The sequence below is a fragment of the Blastopirellula marina DSM 3645 genome, assembly GCF_000153105.1.
GTDB lineage: Bacteria > Planctomycetota > Planctomycetia > Pirellulales > Pirellulaceae > Blastopirellula > Blastopirellula marina.
This window is the reverse complement of sequence record NZ_CH672376.1, coordinates 937,390-952,909: the sequence shown is the minus strand read 5'-3', so window position 1 is coordinate 952,909 and position 15,520 is coordinate 937,390. Positions and strand designations below refer to the sequence as shown.

The window sequence follows — 15,520 nt, the reverse complement described above, 5'->3', positions numbered from 1 at the left end:
GCGAAAAACGTCGCTATCAAGCCGATCGATCGCGATCCAAGAAACCTTCTTTGGGGGCGACCACTTGATGGCGAAAAGCCGCCGTTGTCTGGTACAGTAGCGACGTAATCACACCATCGCCGATCGCAACGGGGAGCTGAATCGCCTTGGAATTGCTGACTTTATTCGGACAGTTCGTCGGACTAGCGGCGGTCATCGTCTTCGCCGGCAGTTTCATGACCAAAGCGGCCGACGTCATCGGCGAAAAATCAGGACTGGGGAGCTCGCTTGCCGGCCTGGTTCTGTTGGCCGCCGCGACGAGCCTGCCGGAGTTCGCGATCAACGTCAACGCCGTGCAACTGCCCGACTATACCAACGGCGTCGATCTGGCGATGGGGAACATCCTGGGAAGCTCCCTCTTCAATCTGCTGATCCTGGGGATTATCGATCTGGCGTTCCGCTCCAAACAACGCATGTTCAGCTCGGTCTCGGCGGCGCACGCACTTTCGGCCCTCGGCAGTATCGCGTTGACTTCGATCTTGTTGCTGTTTTTGATCCTGCGCAAACAGCCGCTCGATTTCCCCTTATCCGTCGCGCATATCGGATTTGGTTCGATCGCCGTCGGCCTGTTTTACTGCTTCTCGCTGCGGCTGATTTACCTCGATCAACAGGTCGCCGCACAGTTGGAAGCGCCGCTGGTCGAAGAGGCGATCGAAGAGAAGATGTCGCTCACTCGAGCCGTCATCACCTACCTGGTCGCGACGGTCGTGATTTTTGTCGCGGCCCGATATCTGTCGATTGTCGCCGATCGCGTCGCCGTCGTCACCGGACTGGGCGGAACCTTTGTCGGCAGCACGTTTCTGGCGCTGACCACCAGCTTGCCCGAGTTGGTCACGACGATCGTCGCCGTTCGCATGGGCGCTGCGGATATGGCGATCGGAAACATTTTAGGCAGCAACGCATTCAACATCGCAATCTTGCTGCCGGTCGATGCGTTTTATACGCGCGGCGCGCTGCTGCAAGACGCGAGCATCGTGCACGCGTTCACCGCCGCCGCCGTGATCTTTGTCACGTGCGTCGCGACAATGGGAATTCTTTATCGGGCGGAGAAACGTTTTTGGCTGGTCGAGCCCGATGCGCTGCTGGTCGTCGTTCTGGTGCTCGCCTCCCTGTGGATGATCTATCGCCTGACCAATTCAGAACTCCAGCCAGAGGATGCGAAAGCGGCTCCATCGACGGCAGAAACGTCGCTGTGGAAGCACGCAGTTCCATCAGTCATAGATCGGGAAAAACGTGTTGAACGCCGCTTCGCCAAATTGGGCGGGGTCATTGAACCGGCGATCGCGATTCAGTTGGCCAATGGACGTCATCTCGCTTTCGCTTAGTTCAAAGTCGAACAGGGCGATGTTTTCGGCAAGTCGCTCGACGCGACTTGTTTTCGGAATCACCGCGGCGCCGCGCTGCACGTTCCACCGCAGCGAAATCTGCCCCGGCGATTTGCCATGCGCCTCGGCGATCGTGCGAATCGTCTGCTCGGCCAGCAGATCTTCGTCTTCGGCGGCCATTCCCAGCGGAACGTAAGAAGGAGCGCCCAGCGGCGAATAGGCGGTCACCGCGATTCCTGCTTGCTTGCAAAAACGTAGCAGACGCTCTTGCGACAAGTAAGGATGAAGCTCTACCTGCAGCACGTCAGGCCGCTGCGAGGTCGCGGCCGTAATCTCGCGAATTAATGCGACGTTAAAATTGCACACGCCCAAATGGCGCGCCATCCCCGCGGTCTTGAGCGCTTGCAGCGCTCCCCAGGTCTCGGCCTGGGAAACGGCGATGGGATGCATCTTTGGCTCAGCCGCATCCGGATCAAAAAACCACTCCGGCGGATAGCGCTTTTCAAACGGCACAAATTCAAGCGCGATCGGGAAATGAATGTGATAGAGATCGAAGTAGTCGAGCTGCAGGTCCTTCAGCGAGCGCTCGGCCGCCGCGCGAATATGCTCGGGCCGATGGTAGGTGTTCCAAAGCTTCGACGTGATCCACAGATCTTCGCGGCGACATAGTCCTTGGTCGATCGCCTGACGTATCCCGGCGCCGACCTCTTTTTCGTTGCCATAGTCGCACGCACAGTCAAAGTGACGATAGCCGGCGGCAACGGCCGCGACAATCAAGTCAGGCAAGATCGCCGTGTCAATCTTCCATGTGCCCAGACCAACCATCGGAAGTTTGCCGCCGCCGGCGAGAGTTAACGTATCGCTCATATCGAGATCACTTGGGGGGGGGTGCGAGCAGCGACCGATTCGAGCGACGGTCGCGATTTCTAGAGCAGGGTTTATCGATTGCTATACTCGGGACGCATGGGCCATTTGCCCAGCGTGACGGTCAGTTCGATCGGTTGGTCGTCGCGGAGGATTTTCATCTGCACTTTATCCCCCACCTTTTTGTCACGCAGAATATCGGTGAGCGCCGTGAAGTGCGCGACCTTCTGTCCATCCACCGCCTGAATGACATCATCCTTGCGAACGCCTGCGGCGAACGCGCTTCCTTCGCGCGGCACATCTTCAACGGTGCAAGGAGATTCAGAGATGGTCGATCCTTGCACGCCGAGAAAAGCGCCGTTGCGAATATCCATCCGCCGCTGATCTTGCCCGAACTGGGCGAACAGCTCTTCCTTCCCTTTGTCGGAAAGCTCGGTGCCGAACAATTCCGCTTTGATCAGCCGTTGCATCTGCGCAAACATCGGAATGACTTCGTCATCGATCGGCAGATAGTAGAGCCGCACATTTTCTAAGCGGGGCAGCAGCGGTTTCAGTTCTTGCAAGGCGACGTCGTCGATCTTCGGCGCGTCTTTGATCGTCAATAAGCGAACATTGTCCATCGACGCGATCTGCTTTAGAAACTCCGGCGTAATTTTCTCGCCCGAAAGTTGTACGTCCTCGATAAAGCGCAGCTGTCGCAGATAGTACAGCTCTTTCGCCGTTCCTTGGAAGCTATCGTCAATCGTGACGCTGGGACCCCGGGACGAATCGATAAACCCGTTTGCAGGTAGATATTCGCTGAACTTAACGCCCAGACTCCGCAACACGCGTCGCGAGCGTTCTTCCTGCAGCGCGGCGACCCGATTCAGCATCTCCTGCGCGTACTGAGAAACGCGGTCATGGCCGGCGGCCGAAATCAGTTCCAGACGTTCGGTCGCAGCGATCTCGGCTTCGATATCGCTTCCCAGCGTGTACTGCTTCAAAATATGAATGCAGCGGATCGACTTTTCTAAACTTCCGCTGGCGACCGCCGCCGTCAATTCGTCAATCGCTTCGGGACCGGCGTGCGACAGCTTTTCGGTCGCATCTTCCCGGATCAAAAAACGTTCCGAATCAAGTTTGACGATCAAACGCCGAATTTCATCCGCCGACATCGCCGCCGCGGCCGGCGGTTCGTCGCCAACATTCGCTTCGTCCACCGCCGACTCGGCCGGCGGTTGCGCAAAGATATCGCCTGAACAAAAGATCAGAAAAGCGAGCGGGATGCAGAGGAGAGACGGTCTCAACGGCCGTTCCTTGGTTAGCGGCATTTTTGAAGGCGGTCTTTCGTATTCTCCCTCGATCTTCACAATAATGCCAGAGGAAATCAATCGTACACTCCCCTTTCAGCCCCAGTCACCTTGTTTACGCCTGACCAATATCAACTGCTCGACTTCGGCGATGGACGCAAATTAGAGCGTTTCGGGGCATTCTTGCTCGATCGCTTGTCGCCGGCGGCCGATGCGAACCGTCCCCACCGCCGCGATCTTTGGCGTGACTCCGCTTGCTGTTATGAGCGGACGACCGGAGACCGGGGAGCCTGGCGACCGGCCGACGCGTTACCTGTGACCTGGACGATCACCCATGGCGCCTTCTGTTTCGAGCTAAAACCGACCGAATTCGGACACTTGGGCGTTTTTCCTGAACAGGCCGAAAACTGGGATTGGCTCGCCGATTGGGTCACCCAGCGAGAATCGGCAAAAGTCCTCAATTTATTCGCCTACACCGGGGGCAGCACTTTGGCCGCCGCCGCCGCCGGCGCCGAAGTCACCCATGTCGACGCCGCCAAAAATGTGGTCGCGTGGGCGCGTCGCAACGCCGATCTCTCGAGCCTGGCCGACACCCCCATTCGCTGGATCGCCGATGACGCTCGCAAGTTCGTCCGCCGCGAACAAAAACGGGGAGCCCGCTATGATGCGATTGTCCTGGATCCCCCCAGTTACGGCCACGGCGGCAAACGCGAGATCTGGCGCGTCGAGCAAGACTTGCCGGCGCTGCTGCAAGACCTGCGGGCCATCGCGACCGACGATGCGGCGATCTTGCTCACTTGCCATTCGCCGGGGCTTGGCCCTGTCCAGCTGCGCCAGATGCTGGAACTTCATTTTTTTGGGCGCAAAGCGGCGCGTCTCGAAGCGCGTCCCCTATTCATCACTGCGGCAGATGGTCGCCGTCTGCCGAGCGGCAGCTTGGCTCGCTGGTCCTAACCCCTACGGAATCACTTCATGCCCGAGCGTATAACGAGCGTGCAAAACCCACGGATCAAAGCGGCGTCCAAACTACGTCAGCGACGTGCGCGCCAACAGCAAGGGCGCACGATCATCGACGGCGTCCGCGAAATCGATCGCGCCCTGGCGACCGGCTTTCCGTTGCTTGAGCTCTTCGTCTGTGACGAACTGCTGGTCGGCGAAGAAGCCGCAGCGCTGCGCCAGCGGATTTCCCAAGACCGTGAATTGAATCTCTTTGAGATCACTCGCGATGTCTGCGAGAAACTGTCGTTTGGCGAGCGGGCCGAAGGGGTCATCGCCGTCGCCAACTATCCCGATACGATGCTCGATCACGATCAACTTTCAGATCGTCCGTTGATCGTGGTGCTGGAAGGGGTCGAGAAGCCCGGCAATCTGGGCGCGATCTTGCGCACGGCCGACGCCGTTGGCGCCGATTGCCTGATCGCGGCCGACGCGCGAACCGATATCTTCAATCCGAATGCGATTCGCGCCAGTCTCGGCACGATCTTCGCCGTCCCCACGTTTGAAGCGACAACGGCCGAGACGTTGGCGTTTTTGCGAGCCGCCGGCGCCCAGATGTTCGCCGCTCGCGTCGAAGGCGCCGTCTCATACGAGCAGGTCGAACTGATCGGCCCGACTGCGCTCATTCTAGGCAGCGAAGCGGAAGGCCTTTCCGATCGCTGGCTCGCCGACGACGTCACCAACATCCGCTTACCGATGCGCGGAATCGCCGACAGCCTAAACGTCTCGACCACCGCCGCTGTGCTGCTGTACGAAGCGAATCGCCAACGAGCCGGGATCGCCTAGTCGACGCAACACGAGCGCGTTGCGCCAGCAAGGGAATGCGTCTGATCATGCCAACCTGAATCGCAGATCGATACGCATGCCCTCGCTTGCGCTGCGGGCTAAGGTTCTATCATACGAGTCCCCGGGGCGTTGGTCGTCGCGATGGTGAATCGCTGCTTGCCTTGGACTACAATGATGGTCATCCATTCCCACCTATCGAACGCCAGGAACTTTTCTCATGCACCTGCGCCCTTGGCTCGCCGCTGTTGTCGTCACGCTGAGCGCCTCGTCACTGTTGGCCGCCGACGGCAAATACAATGTCTTGTTCATCATTTCTGATGATCTCTCGGCCGAATCCCTGTCGTGCTATGGTCATCGTGAATGCCAAACGCCCAACATTGATCGGCTCGCCCAGCGCGGCGTGAAGTTCACGCACGCCTATTGTCAGTACCCGGTTTGCGGACCATCGCGCGCAGCGCTGATGTCGGGGCTGCACGCGGCGACGATCGGCGTCATGGGAAATGGCCAGTCGACCCGCTTCACCCAGAACCTGGGAGACCGGGCCAGCATGTCGCAGCATTTTCGCGACCAGGGATATTACGCGGCCCGGGTCAGCAAGATTTATCATATGCGAATCCCCGGCGACATCACCGCCGGAACCAATGGGGACGATCATGCAGCGTCGTGGGACGAGCGTTTCAACTGTCAGGCGCCGGAATGGATGTCGGCCGGCGACGCGGCGACGTATTCCAACGAGAAGCTGAATAAGGATCCTGACAAGCATTATGGGCTTGGTTTCGGCACTGCGTTCTATGCCGTCAAAGCTTCGACCGACGGCGCCGAACAGGCCGATCACAAAGCGGCCGACAAGGCGATCGAACTGTTGCGCAAGCACAAGGAGGAACGCTTCTTTTTGGCGGTCGGCATGGTTCGTCCCCATGTGCCGTTGGTTGCGCCGGCGAAGTTCTTTGAGCCCTACGCGGATGGTCAAATGGAGCTGCCTCTCAAAGTCGCGGGCGACTGGGACGATATCCCCAAAGCCGGCATCTCGCGCAACAGCAAAGCGACCGGCATGACGCTGGAAGGTCAACGCAACACGCTCTCGGCCTATTACGCCGCCGTCGCTTACATGGACTACCAAGTGGGGCGCGTCCTAGACGAACTGCACCAACTGGGCCTCGACAAAAACACAGTCGTCGTCTTCACCGCCGATCACGGCTATCACTTAGGGGAACATGACTTCTGGCAAAAGATGAGTCTGCACGAAGAGTCGACCCACATTCCGTTGATTGTCGCCATCCCTGGAGAACAACCCAAGGTCGTCAACGGTCTAGCGGCCCAAATCGATATCTATCCGACCTTGGCGCAGTTGTGCGAATTGCCGGTCCCCACTTACTTGCAAGGAGTCAGCCAAGTCGCGGCGATCGCTTCCCCAGACGCCGCCGTGCGCGACGACGTCCTGTGCATGACCAGCAAAGGCAAACTACTTCGCACCGATCGTTACGCCTATATCTCCTACAGCGGCGGGACCGAAGAGCTATACGACATGCAAAGCGATCCGCAGCAATACACGAACCTGGCGAAAGATCCCGCTTCGCAACCGGTGCTGGGCAAGCTGCGCGCGCAGTTGAAAGAAAGGGCTGATCTGCCGCGGCCGGGGAAGTAGGACAGACGTTGGGCGCCATCGCCACGCCTTGCGTGGCAATGATTGTGCGTGAAATGAACGTTTGAGATTGCACCGCTCACCAAAATTTGCCTACTTTATTACGACCAATCGACCGAAACGGGTTGGAGACCGCATTCATTGCCACGCAAGGCCGTGGCAATGGTGCCCGATACAATTTTCGAGCCGAACATCATTGGGCACGGCCTGCCCTACTGCGCCGCTTGCCACTCGGCGGCGCGGAGCGTGTTTTCCATCAGCATGACGACTGTCAGCGGGCCGACGCCGCCGGGTACCGGCGTGATGGCCGATGCGACCTCTTTCACGCTCTCGAAATCGACGTCCCCGCATAAACCGTCGTCGGTTCGATTGATGCCGACATCGATCACCGCGGCGCCCGGCTTGACCATGTCGGCGGTCACAAACTTCGGCTTGCCGATCGCCGCGATCAAGATGTCCGCGGTGCGGCAAATCGCCGGCATATCGGCGGTGCGGCTATGGCAAACGGTGACCGTCGCATTGGCGGCCGAGGATCCGCAAGTCGAGTCTTTTTGCATCAGCATCAGCGCCATCGGCTTGCCGACGATTTCGCTGCGGCCAATGATCACGGCATGTTTGCCGGCGGCGGAGATCCCGCTGCGATGCAGGATCTGCAGCACGCCATGCGGCGTACAAGGGAGAAATCGCGGCCGACCTTGCGAGACCAACCCGACATTCTGGGGATGGAAACAGTCGACATCTTTGGCCGGATCAATCGCATCCAGGATCGGCGTCGGATCGATTCCGGCCGGCAACGGCAGCTGAACCAGGATCCCGCTGACCGCCGGATCGGCGTTCAGTTGGGCGATCAGCGCCATCAACTCCGCGGCGGTCGTATCGTCAGGCAACCGATGCATGTGGCTTTGAATGCCGACGCGAGCACACGCACGCTCCTTGTTTCGCACATAGACCTGGCTGGCCGGGTCGTCGCCGACCAATACCGCCGCCAAACCAGGCCGCCGTCCCGTTCTGGCCTCAAACGCGGCGGCCCGCTCGTGAATTTCGACTTCGATCTGTTGGGCGATCGCCTTACCGTCCAAGATTTTCGCCGTCATGCCGGAGCTCCTTACCGCCTGAAATAGTCACCAAACGCCGTAAAAACGGGTACTCAAAGAGGTCGCTATTGTAGCCGCGCCTCGCATTGGGGGTATCCCCCGGATTTCGAGCCGAAATTGAAAAAAACAGAAATCAATTTCCCAGCGCCGCCCAAACCAACGGCTGATCGCCGTTACGTCTAAATCCGATAATCGATATACTACCCCTTTGCTGGCCCTAGCGCCGCAATCTACCTACCTCTACTGACCAATCAATCACGCCAACGATAACGGATCCCGATGTCGACTGATCAAGCCCTCAGCCCGGTGGACGAATTCAAACGCGATAGCAACTACTTGCGCGGTGAGATCGCCCAGGAGTTTGTGGATGGCAGCGATCACTTCGGCAAATCGAGCATCCAGTTGATGAAGCACTTCGGCGTCTATCAGCAAGATGACCGCGATGCGCGGAGCGCCAACCGGGCCGCCGGCGGGGGCAAATCATACATTTTCATGATTCGCACCCGAATTCCGGCCGGCGTGCTGACCTCGGATCAAATGTTGGTCGAACTCGATCTGTGCGATGAGTTGGGGAACGAGACGCTCCGAATCACCAGCCGCCAAGGGTTGCAACATCACGGCGTGATGAAAGAAGGGCTCCAGCCGCTGGCCCAAAAGCTGAAGCAAGTCGGCCTGTCGACGCTGGGCGCTTGCGGCGACGTCAATCGCAACGTGATGTGCTGCCCTGCTCCGCTGTTTGGGGACAGCGTTCGCCGCGAGATGCAGGAAACCGCATCGAAGTTAGCGGATCACCTGGCGCCCCGAACCGGCGCCTATCGCGAGATCTTCCTGCAAGATCCCGAAACCGGCGAAAAGGAAAAGATCGCCACCGGGGAAGTGGTCGAACCGCTCTACGGCAAACAGTACCTGCCGCGCAAATTCAAAATGGGGATGGCCCTGCCCGAAGACAACTGCATTGACGTTTATACGCACGACCTGGGGATGATCTGCGTCCACGAAAATGGCCAGATCCTCGGCTACAACATCCTGGTCGGCGGCGGCCAAGGTCGCACGCCGAGTGCGGACAAAACGTTCCCCGCTTTGGGACAACGACTGACCTTCGTCACGACCGAGCAATTGATCCCGGTCATCGAAGCGATCGTCAAAGTGCAACGCGACTTCGGCAACCGCGAAGACCGCAAGGTCGCGCGGATGAAATACCTGATCCATAACTGGGGTCTAGAAAAGTTCAAAGCGAAGGTTGAAGAGTATTACGGCAGTTCGCTGCCCGAGCCGCATCCGGCTGACGTGCACGGCTTTGATGACCACAAAGGCTGGCACGCCCAAGGAGACGGCAAATGGTTCTACGGTTTGAACGTCGAAAACGGCCGGATCAAAGATGATGAAACGATGCAGCTGAAAACGGCGATCCGCAAGATCTGTCGCCAGTTCAATCCCGGCATTCGCTTGACCGCGCATCAAGACATCATCTTCAGCGATATCAACGAAGCCGACAAAGAGGCTTTGATCGAGATCCTGAAATCGCACCAAGTGCCGCTGACCGAAGATATCTCGAACGTCCGTCGCTGGTCGATGGCCTGCGTCGCGTGGCCGACTTGCGGGTTGTCGATCACCGAGAGCGAACGAGCGCTGCCCGGCATCATCGACGGCCTCGAAGCGGAACTCGCGAAGCTGGGTCTCGCGGCCGAAGAGTTTACCGTTCGCATGACCGGTTGTCCCAACGGCTGCGCTCGTCCTTACAACAGCGACGTCGGTCTGGTCGGTCGCGCCAAAGAAAAGTACACCCTTTTCCTAGGCGGACGCTTGCTCGGCAACCGCTTGAGCTTCATCTACAAAGACATGGTCCCCGCTGGCGACGTGACGCCGGAACTGACCAAGGTCTTCGCGTTCTTTAAAGCGGCGCGGGAAGAAGGAGAGAGCTTTGGCGACTTCTGCCATCGCCAAGGAAAAGAAGCGATCGAAGCGGCCGTCGGCCAATAACGCTGGCGAGTCTCTATCACTCGCGATAGACTAGCACGATGCTCGAAATAATCCTCAAACTGGTCGCCGCTCTGCTGGTCGGCGGCGTGCTTGGTTGGGAGCGCGAGAAGCGCCAGAAGACGGCCGGCCTGCGCACCTACATGCTGGTCTCGCTGGGCTCGGCGGTCTTCATGATCGCTGGGCTCCATCTACAAGAAGATGTTGGACCGACCGAATTGTCCGCGGTTCGCATCGACGTATCGCGGGTCTTTGCGGCGATCATCGGCGGGATTGGTTTTCTCGGCGCCGGCTCGATCATCGAGTCGCGCGGCGGCGTTCGCGGCATCACCACCGCCGCAGGCGTCTGGGTCGCCGCATCCGGCGGAATTGCCTGCGGCTGCGGCTATTATGATCTAGCGCTGGTCGCGACCCTTCTGGCCTGGGTAGTGATTGTCGGCGTCGGGCGATTCGAGCGGTGGCATTTCGAGAGCGAAAACGAGTAATCGTCTCCATTCTGCAATACATTCGCCATCTTTGATCTTTGGCGAACATCTAGTCGCTTACAAGCGATCGCGCGACGACCAACTTGGCCTGTTGACCACATAAAAGTGGGCCTTTTACGAGCGAATCCGCTGAAAAAGGGCCGATTTACCGGCGTTTTCCTCTTTTTCCTCTCTGGCACAGCGTTTGCCTTTGGTACTGGGGCCTGCACAACTCACAGCACTTGTAATGAGGAGAATGAAAATGTCACTGGAAACCAAAATCACGCTTAACGATAAAACGGTTGCGAAACTGCAGAAGCTGATTCGCGCCAATATTGACTCGTACGACGGCTTCCGCGAATCGGCGGACCAGATCGACGATACGCAAGTCGCGGCATTGTTCCGCGAAATGGCGGCGGACCGCTCGACCCTCGCGGCTGAGTTGCAAGACTATGTCGTTTGGAACGGCGAAGAAGCGGCCGAAGACGGCTCGTATGCGGCCGCGATCCATCGTACTTGGATCGACATTCGCAGCATGGTGAGCGGCGGCGACGCCTATGCGATTCTGTGCGAAGCGGAACGCGGCGAAGACAAAATCAAAGAGGCCTACGAAGACGTGCTGAAAGAAACCGCCGGCAGCGCGATGAATGATGTGCTGCAAAAGCAGTACGCCCAGGTCAAAGCGGGCCATGATCGCATCCGCGATCTTCGCGACGCCTTCAAAGCGAAGTCGTAACGCACAACTCCAGGCTTCGCCCGCATCTTTGAAGACCGTCAAAGGTGCGGCGCGGCCTGGCTTTCCGCCTTCATCCCATACTCGTGTAAATCAGGAACCGTACGATGCTCGGAACCATCCTTTTAATTGTGCTAGTCTTAATGCTTCTTGGGTCAGTTCCGGCTTGGCCGCACAGCCGTTCCTGGGGCTATGGTCCCAGCGGCGGATTAGGATTGGTGGTGGTCATCCTACTAATTCTCGTCCTGATGGGACGCATTTAACCGCGCAGCCGCTGCGCCACTTGGGAGAAAATCAATGATGAATGCAACTTGGAAATTACTGACTCCGACGATTGTGGGCTGCACGTTACTGCTGGGAGCGACCGCGCTGACCAGCGGCTGCGATCAGAAGGAAAAGATTATCGACATCGAAGGGCCGCGGGGCGAAGTTGAAGTCGAACGCGACGAAGAAACTGGCGACGTCGACGTGGAAGTCAACCGAGATCGACAATAAAGCAGTCAACGCTGCTGTCGAGACTCGTTTTCTATAGATCAGGCGAGCCCCTTGGGGCTCGCCTTTTTTTTTCGCCAATAGGCTGGACGGCCCTCGCTCACTCCGTTCGCAAGCGATCCACCTTTGAATCCGCAGTCGACCGAATCCGTACTGGCTCAGCGGACCTAGTTCAAAAGCGATGGAGACAGGAAGTGATTTCTCCATCACCGGTTACTGCGTTGCCGGAAGAGAGCCTTGCCAGAAAATGCCTGCGTCGCCAGCCGCTGGCACAGAACATGCACTTTTCCAGATCTCGCATCTTCCATTCCTTGCAAAATACTGAAGGCTTGAACCGTGAAACTTGACTCACTTCAAAAGCTCTATGTCCAAGAGCTCAAAGATCTCTACAGCGCTGAAAATCAACTGCTGGAAGCCTTGCCCAAGTTGGAAGCGGCGGCGAGCCATGCAGAACTAAAGAAAGCGTTTCACGATCACTTGACCGAAACCAAAACGCATGTCGGCCGGCTTGAGAAAATCTTTAAGAAGCTCGACTTTGAACCCGGCGGGCACAAATGCGCCGCGATGGCGGGGCTGATCGAAGAAGGTTCGGAACTGTTGAAAAGCGATATCGAACCCAAAGTTTTGGACGCCGCGCTTATCGCAGCCGCCCAACGCGTCGAACATTACGAAATAGCAGGCTACGGAACGGCTCGCGCATTCGCGGAGCAACTGGGGGATCACGATGCGGCGGATAGCTTGCAATTAACGCTCAACGAAGAAGGTCATGCGAATCAATTGCTTACCCGACTCGCCGAGCGAAGCGTTAACTTTCTGGCGACCACGGCAAAAGGAGAGTAGGCATGCCCGAAAACCGGGGTCTGCGCCAAATTTGCAAGTGGTGGCGGATCGAACTGACCGCGCCGGTTCATGAACATACCGTCGGCGGTCGCAGCGACAAACCACTTCCCTCCTTTCAACCGCGGATTGTCGGAGATCCTACCCCAAGCCCCAGGCGTCAACGAATGTCGGGCGGCGACGATTCCGCCCAGATAATACAGGAGAACGATCATGCCCCAAGCATGGAGTGACAAAGACGAGCGGCAATACGATCACGTGAAGCAAAGCGCACTCGACCGCGGAAAATCGGCGGATCGCGCTGAAGAAATCGCCGCTCGCACCGTCAACAAACAAAGGCGGAGCGAAGGCCGGACGCCCAACAAAACGACGCAAGGGACCGGCAATCCCCACAGTCGTCTCGAAGATCGCACGGTCGACGAACTCCGCAACTTGGCGGCCGAACGCAACGTGAACGGCCGCAGTCGGATGAAGAAAGCGGAACTGATCGAAGCGCTGCGCCGGTAGTTACTCGCCCAGCGAAGGAACATAGCCCAAGAAAGGCTATTAACCTCGAATGGAATCGACCTGGCGGCCGCAATGTCGGTCGCCAGATTTTTTTTCATGAAGCGCCTTCTTACGAAACCGGCGATAGTATCTCTCCGCGCGACATCTCCGCCGCATCGCCCGAGTAGAGACGAAAGCGCCGCTCCCATTGCGCGCGTTCGATCGGAAAGCCCAGCCGCTCCAGTTCGCGCCAGAGCAGCGGCGCCATCGGGGGAAGAAACTCGCAATCGGCATGAAACGTCGCCGGCAAATCGTCCACGTCCGACAGCGTCACGATCGTTCCTCGCTTCATCCGCAGTCCCGCCTGCTTGCCGAGCTTACCGCTCACGACGATCGTCCCGGCCAACATGCGATAACCGCAGAGCGCGCCGACATCGCCGGAGACTGCGATCAAGCCGCGGCGCATGCGTGTTCCCAGTTCGCGGCCGGCGTCGCCGTGAATGAGGATCGAGCCTCCCTGCAGCCCTCGCTTTTCACCAGGGTTAGGGCTACCGACATAGTCGCCGGCGCTGCCGGTAATCGTCAGCTTTCCGCCGGACATCGCCGCGCCGGCATGATCCCCCACGTCTCCTTCGACAACGACCTCTCCGCTTCGCATCCCTGCGCCCAGATAATCGCACTGAGAAAAATCGCCGATCCACCGCAACTGTTGATCGGCCGCGTCCCCCTGCAACTGAAAGAGATCTCCCAGTTCGCTACCCTGACCGCCGCCGCACAATGAAATCTTGGCGATCTGTGCAGGCGTCAGCGACGCCAACCGCTGCGGCGTGATCTCTCGCAAACCGATGTCAGGAGCGATATCTTGAACAAGGGTCAAAGTTAACGGCATCGCCGGTCGCTTTCAAAATGGGCCTGACAAAACTGTCGTTTCAAGATAGCTGCGAAAGAGCCGCGAGTGAACCATGATGCAGGGACCTATACCGCAAAGCGCCGCGATTCTCTTGTGCGGAGGACAAAGTCGTCGAATGGGGGTCGAGAAGGCCTCGCTGCCGTTTGGCGACGAAACGTTGCTGGCCCGCGTCGTACGCATCATCGCACCGGTCGTAACCGAGATCATTTTGGTCGCGGCGCCAAAGCAAAATCTGCCGAAACTCCCCGTCCCGGTGAAGGTCATACACGACGAAAATCCAGGGCTCGGACCGCTCGAAGGGATCCGCTGCGGACTCGCTTCGCTTGGTCCAGGGGTCGATCGCGCCCTCGTCTGTGCGTGTGATACGCCGCTGATTACCGCAGCAGCGGTGCGAATATTATTCGAAAAACTGACCAACCAGTGTGACGCGGCGGTCGCGGTCGACATCCAACGGATGCATCCAACTTTCGGCGTCTATCGTCTCCATGTCGCCGACGTCGTCGTTGAACAACTAAGAGCCGGCGAGCGATCGCTGCATGGTTTTGTGAAGCGTCTCGCAATCGCTGCTGTTCCACTTCAGGAACTTGGCGGCGATGACTTGTTGCATAACGTGAATACGCCGGAAGACTATGCGTTGGCTTTGACGGCGGCCGGCTTGCCGCCTGGGAAATTGCCACCTGCGCCCTCACCCTAATACACAGAAGGACTCTCTTATGCCTGAAGCCGCCGCTTGGGAACTTGTAAAAAAGAGCATCTCGGCAAGTTGCCAGATGTTTGACGGTCACTTAAACGAAGTCGACAAAGCCGATTGGTTCCGCATGCCCAGCGAAGGGGTGACGCATGTCGCCTGGCAAGCGGGTCACATCGCTATTTCAACTTACGGCATCGGCCTTCGTCTGCAACGCGGCGAACGTCCTGCCGACGCCGAGTTCGGACTTACGAATTACAAAGAACTGTTCGGCCAGGGCTCGATTCCTTCGGCAGACGCCAGCATCTATCCGTCGGCGGAAGAACTTCACGCGACGCTCAAAAAAGTGTTCGCGCAAGTCGAACAGGAAATGGCCGAGTGGCCGCTCAGCGAGCTGGACAATGCGCTCGATCCGCCGCATCCTCGCTTCAAAACGCGATTCGAGTTTCTCGCGTTTCTGCCGGCGCACAACTTCATGCACTTCGGTCAAGTCTCGCTACTGCGACGCCTGTTCGGCAACGCGCCGCTGCGCTAGGGAAATAGACGCAGGGTGGGTGCAGCAAGCGAATTGGTCTATGCAATTCTCAATCAGCGTGACTCGCTTGCGTAACCCACCTCCGGCGAAAGACTCGGCGTGTGGAAAATTTGGCTCGCATCTCTCTTCGTAGCCCGAAGCGCAAGTCTTGAGGTTGCGTTATTTGGCCGAACCGATTCCGGTTGGCCCGGATAGCTCCGCTATCGGGGCCGACGAAGTCGGTAAGAGGCGTCGAGCCGCGGCCGGGCCTAGAGCGGTGGTTGCCGCGCCGTTTGAAATGGCGAAATGGCCCCGAACTGCATACCGGGAGCCAATGCCTCTTACGGCTGCGCCGCACCGATAGCGGAGCTATCGCGGCCAACC

The 15,520-nt window shown here is 58.4% G+C and carries 17 protein-coding genes; 13 read left to right on the top strand and 4 right to left on the bottom strand.

Going from position 1 to position 15,520, the window contains the following annotated elements:
* The first annotated feature begins 146 nt into the window (after nucleotides 1-146).
* A complete protein-coding gene (locus DSM3645_RS29300) occupies nucleotides 147-1,364 on the top strand; it encodes a sodium:calcium antiporter (protein ID WP_081444729.1) in 1,218 nt (405 codons plus the stop codon).
* On the opposite strand, the gene DSM3645_RS05540 is transcribed toward DSM3645_RS29300, so the two are convergent.
* Nucleotides 1,251-2,231, bottom strand: a complete 981-nt coding sequence (locus DSM3645_RS05540) for an aldo/keto reductase (RefSeq protein ID WP_002651075.1) — start codon at nucleotides 2,229-2,231, stop codon at nucleotides 1,251-1,253. The two genes, DSM3645_RS29300 and DSM3645_RS05540, sit on opposite strands and share 114 nt — an antisense overlap.
* Nucleotides 2,232-2,302: 71 nt before the next feature.
* A complete protein-coding gene (locus DSM3645_RS05535; protein WP_161603299.1) occupies nucleotides 2,303-3,514 on the bottom strand; it encodes a PDZ domain-containing protein in 1,212 nt (403 codons plus the stop codon).
* Nucleotides 3,515-3,628: 114 nt separating this feature from the next.
* Here DSM3645_RS05535 and DSM3645_RS05530 point away from each other — a divergent pair, with 114 nt between their 5' ends.
* The 3 genes from DSM3645_RS05530 to DSM3645_RS05520 all read left to right on the top strand — a co-directional run bounded on the left by DSM3645_RS05530 (nucleotide 3,629) and on the right by DSM3645_RS05520 (nucleotide 6,944).
* The gene (locus tag DSM3645_RS05530) at nucleotides 3,629-4,471 is read left to right on the top strand and encodes a class I SAM-dependent methyltransferase (protein WP_002651073.1); all 843 of its coding nucleotides are present in this window, start codon (nucleotides 3,629-3,631) and stop codon (nucleotides 4,469-4,471) included.
* Nucleotides 4,472-4,489: 18 nt separating this feature from the next.
* Nucleotides 4,490-5,299 (top strand): TrmH family RNA methyltransferase, encoded by an 810-nt coding sequence (locus DSM3645_RS05525; protein WP_002651072.1) that lies wholly within the window; start codon nucleotides 4,490-4,492, stop codon nucleotides 5,297-5,299.
* 217 nt (nucleotides 5,300-5,516) lie between these two features.
* Nucleotides 5,517-6,944 (top strand): sulfatase, encoded by a 1,428-nt coding sequence (locus DSM3645_RS05520; protein WP_002651071.1) that lies wholly within the window; start codon nucleotides 5,517-5,519, stop codon nucleotides 6,942-6,944.
* A gap of 209 nt (nucleotides 6,945-7,153) precedes the next feature.
* Here the strand turns inward: DSM3645_RS05520 and folD are convergent, their stop codons facing one another.
* Complete coding sequence (gene folD, locus DSM3645_RS05515; protein WP_002651070.1) at nucleotides 7,154-8,035, bottom strand: bifunctional methylenetetrahydrofolate dehydrogenase/methenyltetrahydrofolate cyclohydrolase FolD; 882 nt, start codon at nucleotides 8,033-8,035, stop codon at nucleotides 7,154-7,156.
* A 279-nt stretch (nucleotides 8,036-8,314) separates the two neighbouring features.
* On the opposite strand from folD, the gene DSM3645_RS05510 reads away from it, so the two are divergent.
* The 7 genes from DSM3645_RS05510 (at nucleotide 8,315) to DSM3645_RS05480 (ending at nucleotide 13,045) form a co-directional block, all read left to right on the top strand.
* Nucleotides 8,315-10,015: an NADPH-dependent assimilatory sulfite reductase hemoprotein subunit gene (locus tag DSM3645_RS05510; RefSeq protein WP_002651069.1), complete on the top strand. Its 1,701-nt coding sequence runs from the start codon at nucleotides 8,315-8,317 to the stop codon at nucleotides 10,013-10,015.
* Between the two features lie 38 nt (nucleotides 10,016-10,053).
* A complete protein-coding gene (locus DSM3645_RS05505) occupies nucleotides 10,054-10,497 on the top strand; it encodes an MgtC/SapB family protein (RefSeq protein ID WP_002651068.1) in 444 nt (147 codons plus the stop codon).
* A 241-nt stretch (nucleotides 10,498-10,738) separates the two neighbouring features.
* Complete coding sequence (locus tag DSM3645_RS05500) at nucleotides 10,739-11,212, top strand: PA2169 family four-helix-bundle protein (RefSeq protein WP_040351638.1); 474 nt, start codon at nucleotides 10,739-10,741, stop codon at nucleotides 11,210-11,212.
* A 104-nt stretch (nucleotides 11,213-11,316) separates the two neighbouring features.
* The gene (locus DSM3645_RS29295; RefSeq protein WP_081444728.1) at nucleotides 11,317-11,472 is read left to right on the top strand and encodes a DUF3309 family protein; all 156 of its coding nucleotides are present in this window, start codon (nucleotides 11,317-11,319) and stop codon (nucleotides 11,470-11,472) included.
* Between the two features lie 34 nt (nucleotides 11,473-11,506).
* Nucleotides 11,507-11,704 carry a hypothetical protein gene (locus DSM3645_RS30840; RefSeq protein ID WP_002651066.1) on the top strand — a complete coding sequence of 66 codons (198 nt, stop codon included), beginning with the start codon at nucleotides 11,507-11,509 and terminating at the stop codon, nucleotides 11,702-11,704.
* Nucleotides 11,705-12,037: 333 nt separating this feature from the next.
* On the top strand, nucleotides 12,038-12,541 hold the full coding sequence (locus tag DSM3645_RS05490; RefSeq protein WP_002651065.1) for a YciE/YciF ferroxidase family protein: 504 nt from the start codon (nucleotides 12,038-12,040) through the stop codon (nucleotides 12,539-12,541).
* Between the two features lie 210 nt (nucleotides 12,542-12,751).
* Complete coding sequence (locus DSM3645_RS05480) at nucleotides 12,752-13,045, top strand: Rho termination factor N-terminal domain-containing protein (protein WP_002651064.1); 294 nt, start codon at nucleotides 12,752-12,754, stop codon at nucleotides 13,043-13,045.
* Between the two features lie 109 nt (nucleotides 13,046-13,154).
* On the opposite strand, the gene DSM3645_RS05475 is transcribed toward DSM3645_RS05480, so the two are convergent.
* Nucleotides 13,155-13,913 (bottom strand): formylmethanofuran dehydrogenase subunit C, encoded by a 759-nt coding sequence (locus DSM3645_RS05475; RefSeq protein ID WP_002651063.1) that lies wholly within the window; start codon nucleotides 13,911-13,913, stop codon nucleotides 13,155-13,157.
* A gap of 73 nt (nucleotides 13,914-13,986) precedes the next feature.
* On the opposite strand from DSM3645_RS05475, the gene mobA reads away from it, so the two are divergent.
* Entirely contained in the window at nucleotides 13,987-14,628 is a 642-nt protein-coding gene (mobA, locus tag DSM3645_RS27755; protein WP_081444727.1) for a molybdenum cofactor guanylyltransferase, read from the top strand.
* Between the two features lie 19 nt (nucleotides 14,629-14,647).
* The gene (locus DSM3645_RS05465; protein WP_002651061.1) at nucleotides 14,648-15,157 is read left to right on the top strand and encodes a DinB family protein; all 510 of its coding nucleotides are present in this window, start codon (nucleotides 14,648-14,650) and stop codon (nucleotides 15,155-15,157) included.
* Nucleotides 15,158-15,520: the final 363 nt, after the last annotated feature.